Genomic DNA, 22397 nt, shown 5'->3' on the forward strand with positions numbered 1-22397 from the left:
CGATGCAGATAGTAGATCGTGTCGGGATCACTTTTCAAGTGGTTCATCAAAACCGGAAACTCACCCTGGTTTAAGGCTGTTTTTCAGATGAGAAAAAAGACCCAACATGTTAAAGTGGCAAAAATGAGATTTAATATCTGCACAGTGGAAAGTTAACGAAGGACGTATTATCAACATTTACATACTGAGTAAACCAGTCGCACGTTCATGTAATAATCCTGCCAGCCTCTCAGGCCATTATCTTTAACGTTTTGGAACAAAATTAATGTCTATTTCAGATCCCGTTAAACTAAATTCGCCTTTCCGTATCTCCGGGAAAAGACTGGTTCAACTGGAGGATGAGTACGGAAATGTTATCGTTATTGAAAGTCGCAACCATTTCATTTTAACCTTTGATATGATTTATGAACAAAGCAAAATACTTAAGGCTTCGCCGCTGGTGCCTGTTCACCAATACATCAGAGCGATGTTAATGTCCCTCAGTTTTACCACTATTGAAAAAGTACTTGTATTAGGACTCGGAGGCGGTTGTCTGGTTCGTGCAATCAATGCCTGTAATAATGAAACCGTCCTTGATGTTGTAGAACTTCCGAAGCGGTAATGCGTGTTGCAAAAGACTATTTGTCACTACCTGACAATACCCAAACTCATTACTATATTCAGGACGCGAATGATTTTATGAATCGCAAAAACAAGGACCGATATGACATTATATTTTCAGATCTTTATTCAGACGACGCCATGACTCCCCTACAGGCAAAACGGAGTTTTTTACATTCCTGTGCTGACCGTCTTAACGACAACGGCTGGCTGGCTGGCTGGCTGGCTGGCTGGTCATTAATTATCATATTCCCCCTGACGTTTCCTCTCCATTCTCATATTTATTACACTCGCTTTTTAAAAGCGTTCTTCACTGCATAACGCCCAGTGGCAACGTGATTATTTATGCCTGTAAAACAGATCATCAAACTCCCCTGTCAACATACCAGGAGCGGGGTAATTCTGTCGGTAAGATGTTTAGCTGTGACTTTGATACATTGTCCCGAAGGTTATCATTCTGGCCAAAACCTTTTTAATACCTCCCGACCTGACCCGTGACAATGTGCTACACAATCCTCATTATATAAATGCTGTTGCGGATTCATATTTCACACGGACGATGACAAACGAGTAACGCTCAAAAACGCACTATTCATGGTTGCGTTCATAAGGTTTTCTCACTATCGCGACATATGGATTCAGGCTGGTTTACCAGGGTGTGGAAAGTGACGATTGAGAAGTCAATGTTGTTATCACCGTCATCACAGTTAACCGCATGGAAGATGTTTACGCGGATTTAAAGTCAAAGTCAGTGAAGGACTGGCGGAATGAGTCTGGTGAAGTTACTCCCTTTTCAACGTAATCGGGTATGAGGAGAAAAGGCGTGCTCGATTGCTCAATAATTTGCCAGTTCTTCTGAAATTTAGTAACCTGGTCTCAACGTTATGAGTGGTTGCAAAACCCAACATATGAGACATCCAAAGAGCAAGGAACCATAGTATGAGTAACAATGGATTCGATGCCGATGATTTGAGCACCACCCTGGCCCGGTTCGCTGGTAAACGTCGTGACATCGTTTATGACGAAGCTAAGCTGAAACGTAAAGCGCCAGAACCTGTTGCATTCTCTAGTGCAACCAATGAGTGTGGTTCATCGATTCTAAAAGTTGTCGCATCAATAGTGTCTAACTCAAATAAGTCTGGCAATCATAGCGAGATTGATGACGTTTATGATGAGCTGAATTCAGATGATGTAGATGGCTGGATGAATGGTACGCAAGGTTATGGGTATTATCGTAATGGAATAAAAGATTAGGCCAACTGGTTACTATAAGTTGGCCTAACCTTCTCAGGTTAACTCGCCCCCTTTGAAGCTACTTTTTTTACTGTGTCAGTTGCTGCTTTTGTCCCATCACTTCCAGCTTTCTGCGGCATTTTAGAGGCAGCCGACATCGCTGAATCTATGACTCCGCCAATCCTAGCTCCTGCCCATCCCAGCATTCCCACCCAGAATGCCGGAAACACCACATACATCATTCCCAACACCAGGTTCATGATCCAGCCGTCGTTGGTTGAGCTCATGAAGTTAGCGAACGGCACAGAACTGCTGGTAAGCCCCTGCTGTGCCATATTGTCGTAGAGGATGGAGATCAGACGGTCATCAAGCCACCCGGCAAGTTCCCACCAGAATGTGATGAACTGCAGCGCAAACAGTGCAAATGATATGGTCACCACCGTTTTGGGCTCATAGGCACTGAACATCATCAGCACCGGGATCACCGTGATAATCATCATCTGCAGCAGCGCCTGAATCATCGGCAGGGCCTGTTTCAGCGCATCAAAGCCCGGCAGCGCTTCTGCCTGCTTGAGGCCAAGCCCGATGGTGGATGTCAGTCGTGTCACATTACCGACAACGCCGGTCACATTATCAGAACTTCCCACAGCATACGTCGTTCCGTCTCCGGAGAGGCCGGCATTTCGGGGGCTGACCAGCCAGCGCAGGGCTACCTCTTCCCATTGAGTCCCCGGAAATGATCGCTGCATCTCCTTACGCGTGTTGTCACCAAAGCTGGCCAGCACCCGTTTGCGCAGCCCAGAGGAGCTATCTGACCACCACGTTTTACAGGTGGGATAGCCTCCCTGACCGGTATTCGGGTAGCCACTGTCACGCGTACTGTCATACGGCCACTGACTCCTCGGTGTGGTGGCGGTGTAATAATCGTAATAGCCGGACGTATTCAGAAAATAGTCGCTGCCTATCCAGCCCACCGAGTTGATGGTGGCATCGCTGAGCTGGCTGTTGCTGTTTTTGAGACGGAAGTACGCCCGGGAGTAACACTGATCGGCAAAGTCCTGCACTTCCTGTAGCAGTACCGGATCACGCAGTTTCGTGTTCTGCACGTCAAACCGCATCTGGCGCAGCTGCGTGCCGCAGGGGATGGACGCAATCATCGCCTGAGTGGTGCCCTTCGACATCATGTGCAGCAGATACCACCAGATGGGCACCTCGGCCGTGCGGCCGTCAAAGTCGTTCACCAGTCCGCTGTAACCGGAGTTCTGCGGTGTGGGAACACTGACCCCGCACTGTTTTGCCCGTGAACTGTCAAATTTAATGGTACTGATATCCACCGGCAGCAGCGGAATGCAGCAGAACAGCATCACGACAAAGGAGACGTAGATGGCATGCTCGATACGGGGCAGTGCCAGCAGTCCTTTGTTGCCTTCGTCCGCCCCTTCCTCCCGAACTTTCAGCCACACACCCATCACCTTAAAGACCAGAGGCAGGGCAAAAAGCCCCGTATTGCCGAGGATGGTCCACATGGCGTTGTTCATCACCCAGCCGAACAGGATGAGAAAATACTCCAGAAAACTGTTCGCAGTCATTGTCCTCTCCTCACACTACGCCTGCCCAGGCCACAAACTCCGTGGCCGCGATAAACAACACACTGAGCAGCTCCGTGCGCGGCAGGCGACTCCGGACTTCCGGCCAGCGCGCCAGCATCTGCGGCCGGACCTTCATCCGCCAGGCTACCGCGATGCCGGCATACATGAGCAGCCGCCAGGCAAACAGTGCCCATCGGCTGTCATGCAGCCAGCGTCGGGTCAGGTGGCCGTCCGGGTCGTATGCCATAAACACAGAGGCCAGTGCGAACATGGCCACGGTTATAAGCAGTAAGGCGGTAACCATCAGGACAATGCGGCCCGTACGACCGCGGAGAAAAGAGCGTTTCATATCACTGTGCTCCGGAGGATTGCGTCTGATTCATCTGGCTGAACCCCTGGTCCTGGTTGCCGGATTTCTGCTGCAGCTGGTTATCCTGGTTACGGGCACCCTGACGTTCCAGCGTGGTGAGCTAGCTAGCTAGCTCCCTAAGTAATCGCATATTTTATAAATCAAAAGAATAATGCCAGTCATGCCAACCCTCTGGCTTTTCATCAAATACACATATTATCAGGACATTCCGTGCGGGGGTTTTTGTTAAATAGTAAAAATCTGAACCCTGGGGTGGTGAACAAGAAAATACTTCCATCCCTGCTTCATCCAATATTTTCAGTTCTGTTGGAAGCTCTTGTGGTCCGCTCAATACAAATACTAACTGTCGACTTTCATCAACCATAGCTTGATCTAAGTTACTTACCGCCCGCAAAATCGCAGTTTTATTACAAAACCATCTAAGGTTATCGTTATCTTTCTCAATCTCAAATTTTTCTATCATTCTGCAACTAGCGAAAAATCAAACCTATGGTTTGATGGGATTTTCATCAATAACATTCAGGTAATTCATGCGGTCTTTTGGTGCAATAGCCATTTCAACCTGAGAGCCTCCCCCCGGAAGATAAGAACCAGTACCTTTATCTACTTGGGGCCAACTGCACCTATTTTCACTGGCAATGGCTTTTTAACTTCATAAGTGATTACTCGATCAATGTCTGGCTTCCATTCGTTTTTAACTGCAAGGTTATTGCGTACATAGAACACATCAGGTATTTCATCAAATGTAGCAAATCCACCTGGTCTAGTGGCGGGTTGGCCTAGTGATACTGCCATTTTTAATTTTGTTCTTGGAATAAGAGTCGCATCTAAAGGTGGTGTATCCATCGGCCATGGTGATTGTTCCTTGACCAAAGTATGGTATACAGGTCACAAGATGACCTCTTACCCAATGCATTCCGATTAGACTGTAGCTTTTAAATAGAAAAATGGCATCCAAAAGTCTTACAGGCCGTGAGCAAACGGAAGGATATAATTAAACAAGAAATAACCTTACAATCCATATTTATTTTATTTATCAATCTAAGAAATCATCTTTCTCAAGATAATAAACAACTGCATCAAACAGATCATCTTTGGATGACCCAGGGTGATGATTTAATTTATTTTCGATAACATCTTTAAAAATTGGTGCTTCTAAAAAGGTTCCATAATTTTGTTCGAAGTCCATTTCTTCGTCTTCATTCTCAGCTATGTAATATTTCCCATTTTCTATATCATTTCTTGATTCTAAATCAAAAGATCCTTCAACATATAACCAACCAACATCAGGTAATTCATTGGATTTTTTCAGCAACTCATCAAAGCCAGAAATAACAATCATTTAACACCTCATTTTCGGCATTTAGTTACGCCACCTCATTTATTACGCCCACCAGTACCATCAGGATGATAAATTTTATTGGTGGTGGGTTGTCTCATCCTGACTTAAGTGGCTAAAATAAAAAACCGGAATCACCTTTGAGTATGCTTCCGGATTTATTTACAGGTCCTTTCTAAGTTAACTTCATATAAACTATCCAGCTTTGAATTTTATTCTTCAGTATATTACAACCTAACCAAGTCAGTAATATTATTAACTCCACCCTCAGACTTAGCAAATGACAACTTTATATTATGTTGTTCTTTTTTAAACTTAACCTCATAGGCTCCAGGAGAAAACTCTAAAAAAACACCTGACATATAATCTGACCCATCCGGTTCAAGATCTCCACCACTAGTATCCTCTCCAGCACCAATAAAAACTCTTCCAGCTGGAACTTTTAAGGATAATGCTCTATATCCTTCGTTAAGATCATCATGAATTTCAACCGTATAATCACCGTCACTACCGAGATTTAAAAATATAACATTCCCTTTGTTTATTTCATCTATCTCATCATCAGGGATACTCCACCAGTCAGGATCATCATTAACTCGGTGCTTCAGAGAAGCCAAATCAAAAACAGACAACGTCGCGGTATCCGTTGTAAAAGAAAAACGCTTTTTCATAATCACCTCTACTGGAATATTATTTCGCTAATCGTGTCTCCCGGTTGAAGACCCGCTTTTCTACCTGCATTTTTCAAAGAGCTACCAACACTTTTGTTTATAGACTCATTGAGCATTTGTAATCTTTGCGTTGGTGAACCACCGACGATTAAATCTACAGGATGATCTGCATTCAAAGTTGTTAAATCCGGAGACTTCCCAAACATTCTTTCATACCGTGCCGAAACTGCTTGCCTGTAGGAACTTTGCACTGATGAAATTCTCACATCATGTGTTCCTGGTGACCATACTAACTCTCCCCGTTGCGCTGCACGATTAAGGGAGTTTTGTTTCTTCATGAATTGTCTTTCGAGATAACTTCTTTCAGCACTTGTTAAGTTTGGGCTGCTCAAGATTTTGGGCTTATTAACCGTTAATGTTCTACCTGAAGAACATCTGCTCAGACCCAGCGGATCGATCCAGCTGAATGCATTCGGCGCATAAGCGTAAAGGTTCAGCCCACCCGCCAGCCCTATCGGGTCCTGCTGCGTAAACCGTCCGCTGTCCGGATCGTAATACCGGAACAGATTGTAGTGCAGTCCCGTTTCCCGGTCCAGGTACTGGCCCTGCATCCGCAGGTTCTGCGCGAAGCCGGGGGTCTGGAGGGCCGACTCACGCAGCAGTTTGCCCCACGCGCCGTTCACCCCTTCCCAGCTGATACGCCCTTCGCGGTCCGTCAGCCGCTCCGGCATGCCGTTTGCCGCGCAGTGGAACCAGAATATCTCCGGGCTGTCCACGCCGTCGATACGCGCCAGCGGCTCAAAGCTCTGTGCCCCGCTGTACACATACGTCAGCGGCACGTCATCCTGAATCTCCTGCAACAGGCGGAAGCCTTCCCAGACGAAGCGCGTGGTCACCGCCTTCCCGCCCGGCCTGCCCTGCACCAGCGGCTGCCGCGTTTTGCTGATACGGCGGCCCAGCGGGTCATACTGAAAACTCACCCGCACCGCTGGCCGGTTGCGGTCGTACGGTTCGCTCAGCACCTCCGTCAGACGATGTTCACCGTCGTAACGGTAGCGCCAGCGGACCTGCCCGTTGTCCTTCTCCGTGGTGCGGCCATGCACGTCATACTGCCAGCGGATGCCGTTCAGCTGCGTCACCCGGTTGCACGACACCGCACCGGCATGGCGCTCCAGTGGATTCCCCGCCGCGTCCCAGCGCCACTGACCATTCCCCGGCTGCACGCCCTCCTGCCCCAGCAGGCGGCCCGCGCTGTCATACTGCCACAGCGTCTGGCTGAACGGGTTGTCGTCCCGTTCTTCGCGGATAAGGTTGTTACGGTAGTCAAAATCGCGACGGCGTGACCAGCAGCGCGGGGCCGGACGCTGCGCATCGCCGTTAAACACATCCTTTTTCACCAGACGGCCCAGGCGGTCATACTCAGTACGCGTCGTCAGCCCGCCCTGGCTGCGGCTCAGCTCCCGGTGCAGCGTATCGCGGGTGAATTCGCTCACCGTCAGGCTGTCCAGCGCGATGCTCAGCAGATGCCCGCTGCCGTAGTACAGCTGCTTCATCTGGCGTCCGTCCGGCAGCGTCAGCGCGGTGCAGTTGCCCAGCGCATCATACTGCCACGCCAGACGGCCCTGTCCGCCCTGTTCCTCCGTCACCCGCCCCAGCGCATCGTAGCGGAAGGTGATTTCCTGCTCCGCCTGGCGGCTCCAGGCCGTGTCCGACAGCGGCAGATGCCGGGTGATGCGGGCCAGCTGACCCTCCGGCGTGTAGCGGTAGCGCGTCTGGCCTTCCGGGGTGGTCCGGTCCAGCAGCTGCCCCGCCGGACTCCAGCTGAACCGGTGCGTGATGGCGGCCGGGTGCCCGGCGGCAAAAGTACGCGAGCGCGTCTGCCCCGCCGCATCGTACTCATAACGCGTCGCCACGCCATCCAGGCCAGTCTCAGCCAGCAGCAGCGAGTCCGCTCCCCACTCAAAACGGTAGCTTTCACCGTTTTCATTGGTCAGCGTCGTCATGCGGCTGCGGCTGTCCCAGCTGCGCTGCACTTCCTCGCCCTGCGCGTTGCGCGTGGCAATCAGGCGGCCCTGGCTATCATAGCGAAACAGGCTGCGCTGGCCGTCGGCGGCGTGCCAGGCAACGGGTAATCCTTCCCCGTTCCAGCTCAGGTTCTCTTCCCAGCCTTCCGCGCGCTCCAGCCGCTGCGGACGACCGGCGGCATCGTATTCATAACGCGTCTCTTCACCATCCGGGGTGATAACGCTGCTCAGCCAGCCCCGCGCATGGTAGCGGTAGCGCGTGGTCCGCCCCGAACAGTCGGTCTCGCGGATCACCTGACCGGCATCGTTGTAGCCACGGTGGTAAATATTACCCGCCGCGTCCTGCTCCTCCGTCACCAGCCCGTATTCATCACGCCGGTAAAACGTGCTCTGACCCAGCGCATCCACCACCCGTTCCAGCCCGTGATGGCTGTCGTAAAAATACTGCGTCACGCTGCCGCCCGGCGCGGTGACCGCCACCGGAAGTGCACGATGCGGCAGCCACTGCACCGCCTGTGCGCCGCCGTCCGCGTCCTGTTCCTCCACGCGGTTGCCACAGTCATCATAGGCAAAGCTCACCGCATGGCCGAGCGGGTCGATACGCCGCGTCAGCAGCTCGTGTTCATTCCACTCATAGCGCCATTTTTCGCCGCGCTCATCGATAAAGCAGGTAATCAGCCCCTGTGCGTTCCAGTGATGTTCCCGCTGCTGTCCGTCACAGGTTGAAACACGGGTGATCCCGGCAGCCAGATCGTAATGCATGCGGCAGCCGTCACCGCTGCTGCTGCGGATTTCCACCACGCGCCAGTGATCGAACTTTTCCCAACGGTATTCGTATGCTGCACCACCCGCCAGCTGATGCCAGGTCATCAGCCCGTCTGCGTTGTAGCGGAAACGACGGGTGACCACGCCCGCCGCATCGGTGACGTCAGCCAGCTGCCCCTGTGCATCATATGTCCAGTGCATCAGCGGCCAGTGCCGYTCACCATCAAAGTGGTGTGCGGAGGTGACCCGCTGCGGATGACGTGGATCGTCATAATGCAGCGCCACATCAATCGCCAGCGGCTCATCATGGATACGCACCAGACGTCCCTGCGCATCCCACCCCGTTTCCAGCGCGTTACCATACTCATCGCTCAGCGAGGCCAGCCGCAGCTGCTGCGGGTCTTCCGCTGTGGGTTTGTACAGCCGCCAGACGGCACCATCATCGTCGGCAATGGCGATATCACCCTGCGCATTCCGGCGGATCATCAGCCCTTCGCTGATGCTGTAAAGCACCTCCTGATCTCCGGGCAGAGTAAACGTCAGCTCGCGGCCGCTGTCATCAAACCAGGTAGCCTGTTCCCCTTCCAGCATCAGGTAGCTGTCAAACACCGTGGCCCAGCCGGTGCCGTACAGCCCGGCGCGTTGTGTCAGGCTGTTGTAGCTGCGCTGCCAGCGCAGCGGGAAGCGTCCCGGCAGGACAAAGTCGCGCTCGGCGGCGTCGTTCAGGACTTTCACGCCCGTGGCGGCGTGCACCGGGTGGAGCGAGGAGAACACGGCGTTGATCGCCATGTCCGCCAGCATACCGCCCCCGGCCATCGCCAGCGCACAGGGCATATTTTTCAGGATCTGCGACGGACGACCGCGGATCAGCGACAGCCCGATCATCGCCAGCGCCAGGCCGGGTTGTTTACCGCTTTTGATATCGCGTACCGTCAGCGTTTCGCCGCCGATGATGACATCGGGTGAGACATCGTCGCTGATGGTGGCTTCGCAGGTGGTACGGTCCTTTGCCCGCACGGCAGGCTGACCATTGATAAAGACGCTTTTCGAACCTTCCGCCAGAAACTGCGGCCCGCTGTGCTTTTCACACAGCACTTTGTCCTGCATCAGCGGCGAGGTACCCGCAGCGGCAGACGCCACGCCGGGCTGCCACATGGCGCTGCCGAACTGCTCTGCCGCCGCCAGCAGCATGCCACCGTAATCGGCAAAACTGGCAGGCGACTGCGGTTCCGGCGCGGGAGTATCGCCGGAAGTCAGGGTTCCGGCAGCCCGCGCAGCGGCAAGGCCATTGATGATCACATCGTCAGAGCCGCTGATGATCACCCCGGACGGGGACGGCGGGAACAGAAAGTTGCCGATTTCGTCCGCACCCGCGCTGATTTTGCTGCTCAGACCGGTGGCATTGGCGGCCACCCCCGCTACAATCCCGCTCAGCAGGCAGCTGCTGCCGAGTGCAGTCAGTGCACCGATGCCGAGAACCGGCCCGGCAAAGGTGGCCGCCCCCGCGACAATCGCCCCCATTGCCGCATAGGTCACGCCCTCCGCGACAATGCTGGTAATATCCGCCAGGATGCTGGAATGAATGATCTCATCGCCCTGCCGGGCTGCGCGGTTATCCATGGGTCAGGCTCTGCTTAAAAAACTGGTTGTATATTTTATTAAGGAAGGCATTAATCTCTGTTCCCTTTCAGGCATATATAAATGACAAAACTCATCATGAGAATATGATAATATCCATTAGCTCTTTACCCGATATAAAAGGGAAAATAAAAAGGTATGATTTCCGCTAATGCTGAATGATATTTACAATGATGAATATATTCTAAGCGTTCGTCTTATAAATAAGACGGCGCAAGTATAAAGAGATTTTCGGCCATCTTTGCGATACGCTGCTCTTCTGCCAGTTTTTTACGCCATTCTTCTGGAATTGATGAATAACCATATAATGCACCAGCAATTTGACCCGCTGTAGCCGCCACACTATCTGCATCATCTGCAAGATTAGTTGCCAGCAGGATGGCATCGCGAAAATTATCAGTATGCCAGACCGCCCAAAGTGCAGCTTCAAGTGTATCAATCACGTAACCGCTTGACCGAATTTGATTGCGATCTTTGTGTTTATACTCTCCGGCATTTATTAGTGCAGTTCGTGCATTGAAAGGGCAAACATGAGCTGATAAAGCCTGCTGCTTATCAGCTCCATTTAAAAGCCAGTAAAGGATAAGACCAAGTAATCGGCTACAATCTCCGGATTCGACTGCGCCATGTGTAGCCCGTCCTTGTTGTTCTGCATCGTAAAGTGCATGAATCAAAGAATGGCGTTGAAAAATAACCGAAGGTGAAAGACGAATAATAGACGCGTTGCCAGCGGTTTCAGGATCAACATTACCAAACCAATCATCGCCTTGCTGAAGAAATTGTTCGAGAGCATATCGTGTCGTATTACCAATATCAAAACAAATACCATTGACACTGTTGACACCATATCTGTACCAGTTAACTAAACGATTTCGAAAATCAGTTAAATCCAGTCGATTTTTAAAAAGATAAGTTTCAGCCAGACAAAGCGCCATTGATGTATCATCGGTCCATTCTCCCACCCGCAATCCAAATGGCCCACCACCCACCATATCATCAATTTGATATTGATCACGCTGCTGGAACTCAAGTGTCGTACCCACAGCATCTGCAACAGCTAAACCAACTAAAGCCCCTTTAGCACGATCATACAGAATAACGTCGTCTACCAGAGGAAACGTTAATGATAACCATTGAGGAAGAGGCTTTATTTCATTAAGCCAGGATTGATAATCGAGTTGGAATACCCCCCGACTTATCTTATCTATTGGAAATTTTTCGGGGAAATTTTCAATGTAATTTCTCCGGACATAACACGCTATAGTAGAGTATTCCTCTCTCAGGTCAATCATTCTATTTTCACCTAAAGAAACTCATCCGTTCAATATAATGAGGTTTGTTCTTAGTGTTTGAGAGACAAGAACCACTCCTTTTGATATTCATCCTGTCGCTCAGGATCTAAAACCAGCCCCTGATCTTCATAATCGAATATATCAACCAAATCTTCTTTACGAGCTGGCTTTCCACGTGTCGTCTCATATGCACTCATACCCATTGTCATTTGTCTGGCCATTCTTGATGGAAGTACATTGAGCCTGGCACCTTTGCAATAATACGTTATCGACTTATCCATCTCTCTTAATTTGCGGAAACACTCATAAAAATCATCAGCTTCAACGATAAAGTTATTATTGAATGGAATGTCAACTTCCAATATACATTTTTCACTAACTGTCAATTTGAGTTCAACTTTGTTGAGCTTTCCATTATGGAGACAAGTGATACTTTTTTAATAAAACTCATTTTAATATCTCGAAAAATTAATAAAACTAAACCCTACGAAACTTCCATCACCATTCACCGGTGTTACACCCAGGATATCTTTTACAGAGGGACGCAGCATTGTGTGCTATCGTCCATAATACGGTGACCGCAGCACGCCGCAGGTCAGCATCGCGGGCAAATGGCTGGCTGAAGCGGGGTTTGAGACCGGGCAGGTGGTCACCTTCAGGGTGGAGACGGGTTGTCTTATTCTAACAGCGGGCGGCTGAAGTAAAAAACCGGAAGGATCATTCAAATCGCTTCCGGCTTAATTTTTTAATCTAAGAAATCATCGTTTTCAAGATAATAAATAACTGCATTTAATAACTCATCTTTACTTGATTTTGGATGGTGCTCTAACTTATTTTGGATAATAGCTTTAAATGTCGGGTATTCTAGCCATGTTTTATAATCATCCTCCATATCATCATCCTCCTCGGCTGACTCAGCAAGATAATAATTAGCACTTTCGATTATGGATTTCTTACTAAGAAAATCTTCATCCACATAAAAGCCGCCCACTTTAGGTAAATCTTTATATACAGATAACAAACCGTCAAAGCCTTTAATCGTCTTCATAGATCACTCTTTTTTTCAGCGACACGTAGAACCACCACCCCATTTTTTACGACCACCTGAACCATCTGGATGGTAGATTTTGTGATATGACCGATGATCATCGTAATCAACCAAGCTGAGTACTCCGCTTTTATTTTCATGATGCCACGTCATATCTGGAGGAGAATATTTACTAAACTTTCCTTTAGAGTTAGGTTGAACATGTTCAATAAGATCAGGATATTTCGTTTGCATTTCACGTTTAAACTCTGCATCTGCATTTAAACGTTCATATACAGATTGATTCCCTCTTCTAAAATGTTCAGCATCCGACAACTCATATTCTGAAGGGTTCAAAGTATGCTCATGGAACACATGATATTTCCCTAATCCACGCTCCCCTTCACCTTTATATAATCCCAGCGGATCTATCCATGTGAACGCATTCGGCGCATAAGCGTAAAGGTTTAACCCACCCGCCAGCCCTATCGGGTCCTGCTGCGTAAACCGTCCGCTGTCCGGATCGTAATACCGGAACAGATTGTAGTGCAGTCCTGTTTCCCGGTCCAGGTACTGGCCCTGCATCCGCAGGTTCTGCGCGAAGCCGGGGGTCTGGAGGGCCGACTCACGCAGCAGTTTGCCCCACGCGCCGTTAACTCCTTCCCAGCTGATGCGGCCTTCGCGGTCCGTCAGCCGCTCCGGCATGCCGTTTGCCGCGCAGTGGAACCAGAATATTTCCGGGCTGTCCACGCCGTCGATACGCGCCAGCGGCTCAAAGCTCTGTGCCCCGCTGTACACATACGTCAGCGGCACGCCATCCTGAATCTCCTGCAACAGGCGGAAGCCTTCCCAGACGAAGCGCGTGGTCACCGCCTTCCCGCCCGGCCTGCCCTGCACCAGCGGCTGCCGCGTTTTGCTGATACGGCGGCCCAGCGGGTCATACTGAAAACTCACCCGCACCGGCGGCCGGTTGCGGTCGTACGGTTCGCTCAGCACCTCCGTCAGACGATGTTCACCGTCGTAACGGTAGCGCCAGCGGACCTGCCCGTTGTCCTTCTCCGTGGTGCGGCCATGCACGTCATACTGCCAGCGGATGCCGTTCAGCTGCGTCACCCGGTTGTACGACACCGCACCGGCATGGCGCTCCAGTGGATTCCCCGCCGCGTCCCAGCGCCACTGACCATTCCCCGGCTGTACGCCCTCCTGCCCCAGCAGGCGGCCCGCGCTGTCATACTGCCACAGCGTCTGGCTGAACGGGTTGTCGTCCCGTTCTTCGCGGATAAGGTTGTTACGGTAGTCAAAATCGCGACGGCGTGACCAGCAGCGCGGGGCCGGACGCTGCGCATCGCCGTTAAACACATCCTTTTTCACCAGACGGCCCAGGCGGTCATACTCAGTACGCGTCGTCAGCCCGCCCTGGCTGCGGCTCAGCTCCCGGTGCAGCGTATCGCGGGTGAATTCGCTCACCGTCAGGCTGTCCAGCGCGATGCTCAGCAGATGCCCAGCGCATCGTAACGGAAGGTGATTTCCTTCTCCTCTACTCGGCTCCAGGCCGTGTCCGCGAACTGCGGATTATTGAGCAGATAGCACAACCCAGGCAGAGTTTCCTTAAAGGGATATACCATTCGGAACAGCTATTCATTTAAAATCAGTCAGATATAAAATCATGGACCATAAAAATGCATTAAGGTATCAAGATCATCCCGATCTTTTTCAGTTAATGTATCTTTTTCCATGCTGTCATATTTATGTCTAATTCCTTTCATTGGAATAGAATTATCGTTAGCTTTTGCTAAATCCATTAATTCATCAATATCAGTCTGATTTTTTAAAGTCCTTTTCAGTAGTTCCAACAACATTATTTCTGCATCTTTTTTACCTAGCATATACATTTGATTAATCCGATAGTATTGTAATTGAGTCAAAATTGATAACCTGTACATCTGCATGTATTACCGTTCGGGTGGAGGTTGGTTGTCTTACTCTGACCACCGGCGACTAATAAAAAAGCCGGAAGAATCATTCAGATCACTTCCGGCTTCTTTAAGCATCAGGTATCATTTTCAGTATATTTTATCAAGCGCAGACACTGATCTTTAACTGATGGTTCCTGACCTGGATTTGATAACCAACCGTCTAAAAACTCATTAGCCAGGAATATTTCTAAAAAATATTCTGCATTTATTTTCGCTGCTTCATCCGGCACGCCACCCTCATCAGGTTCTGTTGCAACAATGGCCTCTGAGTCAGGGCTCCATGGCTTCTCACATAGATAACATTTTCATCGTCTAATCTATCTATTTGTTTTATAATGCCATTCAAGGTCATCTTATTTCCCCACTAGCTAGCTAGCTACAGCCGTCAGCACCGCCAGCCACCCCAGCGACACCGGCCAGCGTTCCGGCAGCGCCGGTCATTCAAACCTCGCCACAGGTTTCCACGCAAACCGCTGCCCGCCTGCAGATGGCAGACGTACTGAAACGCAATGCGGCGCGCGGGATGTTTACGATCACGCTCTCTTCTGGTCATGAGAGGACACTTTTCGCCTTCCTCGATCCGACGTGCGGCGTCTGCAGAGCCGCGGAGCCGGCAATAGAGCGGCTGGCACAGGAATATAACGTGATTATTTTTCCGGTCTCAGTCGTGAATGACGGGGGGGATGCCGTGAAGAAGATAGTGCCCCTGCTCTGTCAGAAAGACCCGACCAGACGGGCTTCTGGCTGGCTGGACCTTTTCCGGGCCGATGCAGGGATGGCTATGCCGGGCAATGAGAACAGCGCGCCGATCGATCCGGAATGCGAAAAAGCAGCCGCAGCGGCCGTCGCGGTCAATGACCTCGGTTTCCGCGCGTTCGGGTTTGAAGGTACGCCATGGGTACTGACCGACACGGGCTTCCACCTCTCTACCGGATTACTGGCAGAACCGGCCAAAATCGACCTGTTCCTGAAAACCACCGACCCGATGCCTCCCGAACAGGCCGATCGATTCCTGCAAACCGTTAACACTCAGGAGTGAACCATGGCAGCCCCCTCCGTTAACCAGTCGATGATAAACCGCAGCGCCTGGGGCTCTCCACTGCTCGAGATGCTGCGCGATCACCTGCTGTATGCCGTAATCATGGCGGGCAGTGTGGTGGCAGGTTTCATCTGGCCACTGTCTACACCGATTTGCCTGATACTGGTGACCGTAGCCAGTATCAGTTTCAGTACACATCGCTGGCGCATGCCCATGCGTATGCCCATGCATCTGAATAAAGTGGATCCATCGGAAGACCGCAAAGTCCGGCGTAGTCTGCTTTCGTCCTTCCCCTCCCTCTTCCAGTATGAATCCAGACAGGAACGCATCGGGCGGGGAATTTTTTATCTCGGCTTCCAGCGAGTTAACGACGTCGGCCGCGAGCTCTGGCTGACCCTGGACGACCTGACACGGCACGTCATGTTCTTCGCCGGCACCGGTGGCGGGAAAACAGAAACCATCTATGCCTGGATGCTGAATTCGTATTGCTGGGGCCGGGGTTTCACCTTTGTCGATGGCAAGGCGCAGAACGATACGGCCCGGACAGTCTGGTACCTGTCTCTCCGTTTTGGCCGCGAAGACGATGTAGAGTTCATTAACTTCATGACCGGCGGCATGTCGCGCAGTGAGATAATTCACAAGGGCGATAAAAGCCGGCCACAGTCCAATACCTTTAACCCCTTTGGCCTCAGCACAGAAGCCTTTATCGCTGAAACCATGCAGTCCATGCTGCCTACGAACGTCCAGGGTGGAGAATGGCAGTCCAGGGCAATTGCAATGAACAAGGCGCTGGTTTTTGGCACCAAGTTCTGGTGTGTCCGGGAAAACAAAACCATGTCACTGCAGCTGCTGCGCGAATTTATGCCACTGGAGAAACTGGCCGAGCTGTACTGCCGGGCCGTGGACGATCAGTGGCCAGAAGAAGCTGTCTCCCCACTGTATAACTACCTGGTGGATGTTCCGGGTTTTGACATGGCACTTGTCCGTACTCCGTCGGTCTGGACGGAAGAGCCGCGCAAACAACACAGTTATCTGACGGGGCAGTTTCTGGAGACATTCAGCACCTTCACGGAAACCTTCGGCGATATCTTCGCGGAAGATGCGGGAGATATCGATATCCGCGATTCTATCCACAGCGACCGTATCCTGTTAACGCTGATCCCGGCCATGAACACGTCCCAACACACCACCTCTGCACTGGGACGCATGTTTATCACTCAGCAGAGTATGATACTGGCGCGCGACCTCGGATACAGGCTGGAAGGACTGGACTCGGAAGCGCTTGAGATAACGAAGTACAAGGGGGCGTATCCCTACATCAGCTACCTTGATGAAGTCGGGGCATTTTACACAGAGCGTATTGCCGTTCAGGCCACACAGGTTCGATCGCTGGATTTCGCGCTGATAATGATGGGGCAGGATCAGGAACGTATTGAAACCCAGACATCGGCCGCCAACGTCGCCACGCTGATGCAGAACGCCGGCACCAAAGTGGCTGGCAAAATCGTCAGCGATGACAAAACAGCCCAGACCATCAGTAATGCCGCCGGCAAGGAAGCCCGGGCAAACATGGTCAACCTGCAACGCAGGGATGGGATTATCGGAACCTCCTGGATTGACGGTGACCATATCAATATTCAGATGGAGAACAAAATCAACGTTCAGGATCTGATAAAGCTGCAGCCTGGGGAAAACTACACCGTGTTTCAGGGGGACCCGGTTCCGGGGGCATCGTTCTATATTGAACCGAAGGAGAAAACCTGCAAATACCCTCTTGTTATCAACCGCTATATTACGATTAACCCGCCCAAACTGGAGCAGTTGCGTAAACTGGTTCCCCGGACGGCACAACGCCGTCTCCCGACGCCGGAGAACGTCAGCAGGATTATTGGTGTGCTGACGGAAAAACCGTCACGCCGTCGTAAAAAACAGTCTGCAGCTCCATGGAAAATGATAGACACCTTCCAGCAACGTCTGGCTAATCGGCAGGAGGCGCACAACCTGCTGACAGCATATGACATGGATTTTGCAGGCCGCGAAAAAAATCTGTGGGAAGAAGCCCTGGATATCATCCGCACCACCACGATGGAGGAACGTACAATCCGGTACATCACGCTCAGTAAGCCTGAGCCGGAATCGACGGAAGTAAACGCAGAAAAAATTCAGCCTGCACCGGATGCTATTTTGAGGAACCTGACACTCCCGCAACCTGCCTATGTTCCTCCAGCCCGGTATCAAAACGAGCCATTTATCTCCCCTAAACAGACAGATCCAACACAGCCTGATATGGAGTGGCCAGAGTGATGGTTCAAAAATTTGCCAGGTTTTAAGAACAACTACCGATTATCAAAATGATCTAGCGAGAAAGGAAATGAAGAAGCTTATATTTGCCGCACTTTTTGGTTTTTCAGCCGTTACCGCTGCAGCGCCCCAGCCTGTTGCTGACACTGATGCTTTGGCGCTGCTGACTGAAATCCGCAACATCCTCCTCACGAACCAGCAGAAGGCGTATGCCTGCTCTGATGGCGAAAAAGTCTATACTGTCGGACTGCATATAAAACATGACGGTTCGGAATACAAATGTGTTTTAAAGAATGACCATGCTGAATGGGAAGTCGTCCCACGCATAGCATTCAATTAAAAAAAGGCCGCGAAAGCGGTCCTTTTTTGTTTTTGTACAGTTCGGTTATGAAAGTTGCAGGCTAAACAGGTTACATAGTTTTCCTGTACAATTGCTCATCAATTTTCAAGTCATATCTCCTGGGCATAGCCTATGCCACGGGGGAGCCCCATAATTTATTGGCGAAGAAAATGCCAAGACGAGGCACAGAAATCCTTGCTGGCGACTCCAAAAGTTTTGAAGTCGCAACAGATCTCACTCATTTCTCAACAGGTCGACATAATCCTTATAGACGTAGCTTTTCCCGCGAGCTCTGCCCGTCGTTTCAACAAGAATATCTGTAGCTTCTAGTACCTTGATCGCAGCGCTGGCAGTAGGAAACGTCACTGAAAGCTCAGCCTGAGCACGTTCGACTGTTAATCTTGGCATAACTGGCAGCAATTCAAAAAGACGCATGGTTGGCAAAGATGTCGAGGCGTTTGCAAGTAGCCTCTTTCGGTGCATGGCGATGAGAGAGGCTATCTGAATAATACTCTTTTGAGCTTCCTCTGCTGCTATTTCAACCCCTTCCAGGAAGAAGGTAATCCATTGCTCCCAGTTCCCATCACTTCGTATCTCAGACAAACACCGGTAATATTCTTCCTGATGGCTTTTCAGGTACCCGGAAACATATAAAAGGGGTTCAGGCAGGACTCCCCACTCTTCCAGCAGGATTGCAATAAGCAGTCGGCCAATGCGCCCATTGCCATCCAGAAAGGGGTGAATTGTTTCGAATTGCGCGTGCACCAGGGCAATCTTAACGAGGGGAGGTAACGTCTGGTTTTTGTCGTGAATAAACAGTTCCAGATCAGACAGAAGGTTTGTTACTTCTTCTGGGGGAGGAGGAACATAGACCGCATTACCTGGACGGGTTCCACCTATCCAGTTCTGGCTGGTTCTGATATTACCGGGTTGTTTATTAGCGCCACGAATTCCATTGAGAAGAACCTTATGCGCTTCTGTAAGCAACCGTACCGATACAGGAAGACCTTCAGGAGAGTTAATCTGTTCCCGGACATACCGGAACGCCTGCAGGTATTGTGTGACTTCTTCAACATCATCTGCATTAGCAACGGATAAACCTGCTTCTTCATCAAAAACGTCTGTCAGGGTAGCTTGTGTCCCTTCCAGTTGTGAGGTTAGCAATGCCTCGCGGCGTAAGGCGCTGTAAATGAGCCACTCTCCCGAGGCGACGAGACCAGACATACCTGAAAGCCTGGCCAGAGCAAGTTCAGCGCGCGTGTTTTGTTCTTGCCATACATGGGGTTCCAGCTCTGGTTTCGTTGGTGGCAGAGGAAATGGCACAAAGGCATTCACCTTCTCATGATGGCTTTGGGTAGTTATGTAGCGGCCTGTTACTCGATTCATTAAAGCTCCTTTTAATAAGCCAGATAGTTATTAAAGCACTCTTTAATAACGAAGGCACTAGTTAAAAGAAACTTTAATAGGGTGTGCTGGCACTGATTATCTGGGCGTCGGTGGTTCCCAGGTATTCTGATGTGAAGCTTTGACATCCGGATCATAGTTGCTTTGATTCAGCATGATTGTGAATTGTTGCTCATGCTCAACACGCAACTGGTCTACATCCGGCCGCGAGACCTGGTATTCTCCTTCATCGCGATGGTTCACATTATGCCATGCCACCATTTTGGCAAATGCCGTATTGAACTGTTCATTATTCCCTTCCGGTGCCATCGCGACGGTCGGAGAACGACTGAAGAGAACCGGCGCTACTTTGATCATATCCTGCTTAAGTGCATCGTAATCGCCGGTGTTCCGGAAAATAACCCTGTCGCCGTAGTCGGTGCAAATGTGACGGCCAGTCTCCGGATCGCGGAACTGGACGCGACCATTTTTCTTCAGTGAAGCCTGCATGCCAGGGACGCCGGAATATACCGGCGTTCCGCCTGGCTCACAGATAACAACACATCTGCTGTCGGTCGTGGATTTGACCGCATTACCACGGCGATCCCTGTAATCCCATCCTCTCAGCTGCGATATCGCAGCCTTGTCACCTTTCACCGCTTCAGCTTCCACCCACTGCCGGTATGACGGCGGGTACCATTTCCCCTCACCAATCAGTGCCAGACGCTCAGATTTCATCGCATCCTTCAGCGCAATCAGCGCCTGCATACGCTGCACTTCCGCAATATGGTAATGCAGCTTACGGATCAACGGATCACGGTACGTTGCCCGGACATACGCCTTACGCCGGCGGCATATCTGGTGAATGTCCTGATAGCGTTCCCGGCCATGCAGATCAGGTTTACGCCAGTTTGCGCGCCACGCTGCATAACGCGCCTTCAGATCGTCGCGCGCAGCGGCGCGGGCTTCTCGACGCTGACGACGCAGTTCAGGGTCACGTTTCATGCCCGGAATATCACGGTCACTCACGGCCAGTTCCGGGTTATACCGGCTTTCAGGAGGCACCCGTTCAAAGATATCTGCCGGCACCGAAACAAACGCACCCGCATGAGGTTCCGCTCTTGCAAGCGTCAGATCCGGATGTACATGACTCGCTTTCACCGGCGTCTGGTCATGATTATACGCGTCCATAACGACCAGCCCCTGATGCCCACGCATCAGCAGCAGACCCTGCCGCGCAAAAGTCTCATGGCAGCGTGACCAGGTAAATTCGTCACCGCTGATCAACGTTTCTATCTCCTGCCGGCAGTGAGATATTGCATACCCCCACAGACTTTCCTTATCCGAGAAAATCTCACGTTTGAGTGCGCCCTGCGGACCAGAGCCGGTGCGCAGTTTACGCCACTCACGGTCACTGACGGGTTTAGCCTCCAGGCCACCTCCGGCGTACCGTTCTGTCGGCGTAACCTGCTGGAAAATATCCACAGGAACAGGCTTCCAGCCCCCTTCATAACTTTCCATGACCGATTTTGTCAGCGCTGGCCAGACGCGTTCTGCGCGTACCGGCGTGCGCGTTTTGTCATAACCGTCACAGATAACCAGTTTGCCGTGTTGTTCCTGCAGATACAGCCCTGACTGTGCAAGAAGCGTATGCACAGACTGTATATTCCGCTTCTCAGGATCCTGATCCAGCGCCATCAGCGGTGCGCGCAGTCTGGCAATGGCAAAGTCTGAGAGACTCTGCGTTTCCGTCATCTTTTCAGGGCGTGAAGGTGCGGTGACTTTCGCGGGATCATAGCGACCAACCTGCGTCACCTGATGAAAAATATCCTGCGCCGGCGGTGTGAAATCACCCAGTTTGTGGATGAGTTTTTCCGATCGCCATGCCGGGCCATACGCCGTCAGAGTGACACCAGGACGCTCACGCTCCCAGGCATCTTTCACCATCAGCTCACCCTTTTCCTGTACCAGAACGAGACCTTCTTTCGCAAAGCGCTGATGCAGGGACGGCCAGTCAGTAACGGACTCTTCCCGTAGTCCGGCAATCGCCGTATCGGCAATGTATTCTTTCAGACTTTGCGGACGGCCACGTTTCCATGCGCTCTGTCTGTCACGTTCTACGGATGTCCTGCGGACAATACGTTTGTCCGGAGTGATAACATAGCAACCATTGTCGGGTGAAAACCCGTGCTTCAGTTCCAGTTCGCGACACGCTTTGTTCAGTTTCTCCTGGCTGAATGCCAGTCGGTTCAGGTAGCCTGTTTCCGGGTGTACGCGGTTTACAGCGATGTGAACGTGCAGGTTATCCGTGTCAGTGTGAATGGCAGCGACAAACTGGTGATCGGTCATGCCAAGTTTTCGCAGGGAATGACGAACAGAGTCATAAATCTGTTCCGGGCGCGGACTTTCATGTGACTGCCAGCTGAGCAGGTAGTGAAAAACAGGGTCACTGTTACCGTGAGCAAACTTAGCTTTCTGCGCAGTAAACTCCATCTCTTCTGCGGCCGTTTCAATGGACGTGCAGTTATGAAAGCAGGTCACGCCGTAAAAATTCACCCACTCTCCGCCGTCCGGCATCACATCAACGAGCGAAACAAAAGACTCATCACGCAATTTTGTGGCGTAGTCCACAAGGCGGGAAAAACGGCTGCGGTGAGGCATGTCCGGTTTCATCCCGGAGGCCTTTACCGCTTCCAGCAAATCATCATCTTTCGGCTCATCACGCACGGAAACGTACGACACCAGGTCCCCAAATGAGGACTTTCCGTCTTGCCGTTTCGGTGGAATGACCGGGATCATAATGCTGTTTG

At 51.1% G+C, this 22397-nt stretch carries 21 protein-coding genes and 2 pseudogenes; 7 read left to right on the top strand and 16 right to left on the bottom strand.

What is annotated here, in order from left to right; translation table 11 throughout:
* Positions 1-265 precede the first annotated feature (265 nt).
* The 3 genes from HA50_RS27225 (at position 266) to HA50_RS27235 (ending at position 1854) form a co-directional block, all read left to right on the top strand.
* On the top strand, positions 266-601 hold the full coding sequence (locus HA50_RS27225) for a hypothetical protein (protein ID WP_084879879.1): 336 nt from the start codon (positions 266-268) through the stop codon (positions 599-601).
* On the top strand, positions 601-921 hold the full coding sequence (locus HA50_RS27230) for a polyamine aminopropyltransferase (protein WP_084879880.1): 321 nt from the start codon (positions 601-603) through the stop codon (positions 919-921). The genes HA50_RS27225 and HA50_RS27230 overlap by 1 nt, the downstream gene beginning before the upstream one ends.
* Before the next feature lie 618 nt (positions 922-1539).
* Complete coding sequence (locus HA50_RS27235; RefSeq protein WP_208617347.1) at positions 1540-1854, top strand: hypothetical protein; 315 nt, start codon at positions 1540-1542, stop codon at positions 1852-1854.
* 38 nt (positions 1855-1892) lie between these two features.
* On the opposite strand, the gene HA50_RS27240 is transcribed toward HA50_RS27235, so the two are convergent.
* From HA50_RS27240 to HA50_RS27270, 9 genes are all read right to left on the bottom strand, one after another.
* Positions 1893-3422, bottom strand: a complete 1530-nt coding sequence (locus tag HA50_RS27240) for a conjugal transfer protein TraG N-terminal domain-containing protein (RefSeq protein WP_084879881.1) — start codon at positions 3420-3422, stop codon at positions 1893-1895.
* Positions 3423-3432: 10 nt separating this feature from the next.
* Positions 3433-3771 (bottom strand): hypothetical protein, encoded by a 339-nt coding sequence (locus HA50_RS27245; RefSeq protein WP_084879882.1) that lies wholly within the window; start codon positions 3769-3771, stop codon positions 3433-3435.
* Between the two features lie 154 nt (positions 3772-3925).
* A complete protein-coding gene (locus HA50_RS31285; RefSeq protein WP_139811052.1) occupies positions 3926-4255 on the bottom strand; it encodes a hypothetical protein in 330 nt (109 codons plus the stop codon).
* A 140-nt stretch (positions 4256-4395) separates the two neighbouring features.
* Positions 4396-4638, bottom strand: coding sequence for a hypothetical protein (locus tag HA50_RS31290; protein ID WP_139811053.1), 243 nt, complete (start codon positions 4636-4638; stop codon positions 4396-4398).
* 190 nt (positions 4639-4828) lie between these two features.
* Entirely contained in the window at positions 4829-5134 is a 306-nt protein-coding gene (locus HA50_RS27250) for a DUF7716 domain-containing protein (protein ID WP_084879883.1), read from the bottom strand.
* 224 nt (positions 5135-5358) lie between these two features.
* Positions 5359-5802, bottom strand: coding sequence for a DUF6386 family protein (locus HA50_RS27255; RefSeq protein ID WP_084879884.1), 444 nt, complete (start codon positions 5800-5802; stop codon positions 5359-5361).
* Positions 5803-5810: 8 nt separating this feature from the next.
* Positions 5811-10211: an RHS repeat-associated core domain-containing protein gene (locus tag HA50_RS27260; protein WP_084879885.1), complete on the bottom strand. Its 4401-nt coding sequence runs from the start codon at positions 10209-10211 to the stop codon at positions 5811-5813.
* A 215-nt stretch (positions 10212-10426) separates the two neighbouring features.
* Positions 10427-11521, bottom strand: coding sequence for an ADP-ribosylarginine hydrolase Tri1 (tri1, locus tag HA50_RS27265; RefSeq protein WP_084879886.1), 1095 nt, complete (start codon positions 11519-11521; stop codon positions 10427-10429).
* Positions 11522-11571: 50 nt separating this feature from the next.
* A complete protein-coding gene (locus HA50_RS27270) occupies positions 11572-11907 on the bottom strand; it encodes a hypothetical protein (protein ID WP_084879887.1) in 336 nt (111 codons plus the stop codon).
* 208 nt (positions 11908-12115) lie between these two features.
* Between HA50_RS27270 and HA50_RS32290 the strand changes: the two are divergent.
* A pseudogene (locus tag HA50_RS32290) lies at positions 12116-12220 on the top strand (SymE family type I addiction module toxin); the annotation flags it as partial.
* 46 nt (positions 12221-12266) lie between these two features.
* Here the strand turns inward: HA50_RS32290 and HA50_RS27280 are convergent.
* The 5 genes and pseudogenes from HA50_RS27280 to HA50_RS31460 all read right to left on the bottom strand — a co-directional run bounded on the left by HA50_RS27280 (position 12267) and on the right by HA50_RS31460 (position 14754).
* Positions 12267-12569 carry a DUF7716 domain-containing protein gene (locus HA50_RS27280; RefSeq protein ID WP_084879888.1) on the bottom strand — a complete coding sequence of 101 codons (303 nt, stop codon included), beginning with the start codon at positions 12567-12569 and terminating at the stop codon, positions 12267-12269.
* A gap of 15 nt (positions 12570-12584) precedes the next feature.
* On the bottom strand, positions 12585-12980 hold the full coding sequence (locus HA50_RS31880) for an HNH endonuclease (RefSeq protein WP_276329387.1): 396 nt from the start codon (positions 12978-12980) through the stop codon (positions 12585-12587).
* Positions 12957-14054, bottom strand: a pseudogene (locus tag HA50_RS27285) (RHS repeat-associated core domain-containing protein); the annotation flags it as partial. The gene HA50_RS31880 and the pseudogene HA50_RS27285, both read right to left, overlap by 24 nt.
* Positions 14055-14212: 158 nt before the next feature.
* Complete coding sequence (locus HA50_RS27290; RefSeq protein ID WP_244193692.1) at positions 14213-14473, bottom strand: hypothetical protein; 261 nt, start codon at positions 14471-14473, stop codon at positions 14213-14215.
* Between the two features lie 125 nt (positions 14474-14598).
* Positions 14599-14754 (bottom strand): hypothetical protein, encoded by a 156-nt coding sequence (locus HA50_RS31460; RefSeq protein WP_158087451.1) that lies wholly within the window; start codon positions 14752-14754, stop codon positions 14599-14601.
* 293 nt (positions 14755-15047) lie between these two features.
* Here HA50_RS31460 and HA50_RS27295 point away from each other — a divergent pair, with 293 nt between their 5' ends.
* The 3 genes from HA50_RS27295 to HA50_RS27305 all read left to right on the top strand — a co-directional run bounded on the left by HA50_RS27295 (position 15048) and on the right by HA50_RS27305 (position 18204).
* Positions 15048-15563: a thioredoxin domain-containing protein gene (locus HA50_RS27295; RefSeq protein WP_244193693.1), complete on the top strand. Its 516-nt coding sequence runs from the start codon at positions 15048-15050 to the stop codon at positions 15561-15563.
* A 3-nt stretch (positions 15564-15566) separates the two neighbouring features.
* A complete protein-coding gene (gene trbC, locus HA50_RS27300) occupies positions 15567-17867 on the top strand; it encodes an F-type conjugative transfer protein TrbC (protein WP_084879891.1) in 2301 nt (766 codons plus the stop codon).
* Between the two features lie 67 nt (positions 17868-17934).
* Positions 17935-18204, top strand: a complete 270-nt coding sequence (locus HA50_RS27305; RefSeq protein WP_084879892.1) for a hypothetical protein — start codon at positions 17935-17937, stop codon at positions 18202-18204.
* A 234-nt stretch (positions 18205-18438) separates the two neighbouring features.
* Here the strand turns inward: HA50_RS27305 and HA50_RS27310 are convergent, their stop codons facing one another.
* Positions 18439-19590: a Fic family protein gene (locus HA50_RS27310; protein ID WP_084879893.1), complete on the bottom strand. Its 1152-nt coding sequence runs from the start codon at positions 19588-19590 to the stop codon at positions 18439-18441.
* Between the two features lie 96 nt (positions 19591-19686).
* Positions 19687-22386: a relaxase/mobilization nuclease domain-containing protein gene (locus HA50_RS27315; RefSeq protein ID WP_084879894.1), complete on the bottom strand. Its 2700-nt coding sequence runs from the start codon at positions 22384-22386 to the stop codon at positions 19687-19689.
* Positions 22387-22397 lie beyond the last annotated feature (11 nt).

The organism is Pantoea cypripedii, from assembly GCF_002095535.1.
In the GTDB taxonomy this organism is placed as follows: Bacteria; Pseudomonadota; Gammaproteobacteria; order Enterobacterales; family Enterobacteriaceae; genus Pantoea; species Pantoea cypripedii.

Bases quoted from the DNA above. Each gene is read 5' to 3' on its own strand.
- HA50_RS27225 (WP_084879879.1), top strand. From the start codon at position 266: ATGTCTATTTCAGATCCCGTTAAACTAAATTCGCCTTTCCGTATCTCC.
- HA50_RS27230 (WP_084879880.1), top strand. From the start codon at position 601: ATGCGTGTTGCAAAAGACTATTTGTCACTACCTGACAATACCCAAACT.
- HA50_RS27235 (WP_208617347.1), top strand. From the start codon at position 1,540: ATGAGTAACAATGGATTCGATGCCGATGATTTGAGCACCACCCTGGCC.
- HA50_RS27240 (WP_084879881.1), bottom strand. From the start codon at position 3,422: ATGACTGCGAACAGTTTTCTGGAGTATTTTCTCATCCTGTTCGGCTGG.
- HA50_RS27245 (WP_084879882.1), bottom strand. From the start codon at position 3,771: ATGAAACGCTCTTTTCTCCGCGGTCGTACGGGCCGCATTGTCCTGATG.
- HA50_RS31285 (WP_139811052.1), bottom strand. From the start codon at position 4,255: ATGATAGAAAAATTTGAGATTGAGAAAGATAACGATAACCTTAGATGG.
- HA50_RS31290 (WP_139811053.1), bottom strand. From the start codon at position 4,638: ATGGATACACCACCTTTAGATGCGACTCTTATTCCAAGAACAAAATTA.
- HA50_RS27250 (WP_084879883.1), bottom strand. From the start codon at position 5,134: ATGATTGTTATTTCTGGCTTTGATGAGTTGCTGAAAAAATCCAATGAA.
- HA50_RS27255 (WP_084879884.1), bottom strand. From the start codon at position 5,802: ATGAAAAAGCGTTTTTCTTTTACAACGGATACCGCGACGTTGTCTGTT.
- tri1 (WP_084879886.1), bottom strand. From the start codon at position 11,521: ATGATTGACCTGAGAGAGGAATACTCTACTATAGCGTGTTATGTCCGG.
- HA50_RS27280 (WP_084879888.1), bottom strand. From the start codon at position 12,569: ATGAAGACGATTAAAGGCTTTGACGGTTTGTTATCTGTATATAAAGAT.
- HA50_RS27295 (WP_244193693.1), top strand. From the start codon at position 15,048: ATGTTTACGATCACGCTCTCTTCTGGTCATGAGAGGACACTTTTCGCC.
- trbC (WP_084879891.1), top strand. From the start codon at position 15,567: ATGGCAGCCCCCTCCGTTAACCAGTCGATGATAAACCGCAGCGCCTGG.
- HA50_RS27305 (WP_084879892.1), top strand. From the start codon at position 17,935: ATGAAGAAGCTTATATTTGCCGCACTTTTTGGTTTTTCAGCCGTTACC.
- HA50_RS27310 (WP_084879893.1), bottom strand. From the start codon at position 19,590: ATGAATCGAGTAACAGGCCGCTACATAACTACCCAAAGCCATCATGAG.
- HA50_RS27315 (WP_084879894.1), bottom strand. From the start codon at position 22,386: ATGATCCCGGTCATTCCACCGAAACGGCAAGACGGAAAGTCCTCATTT.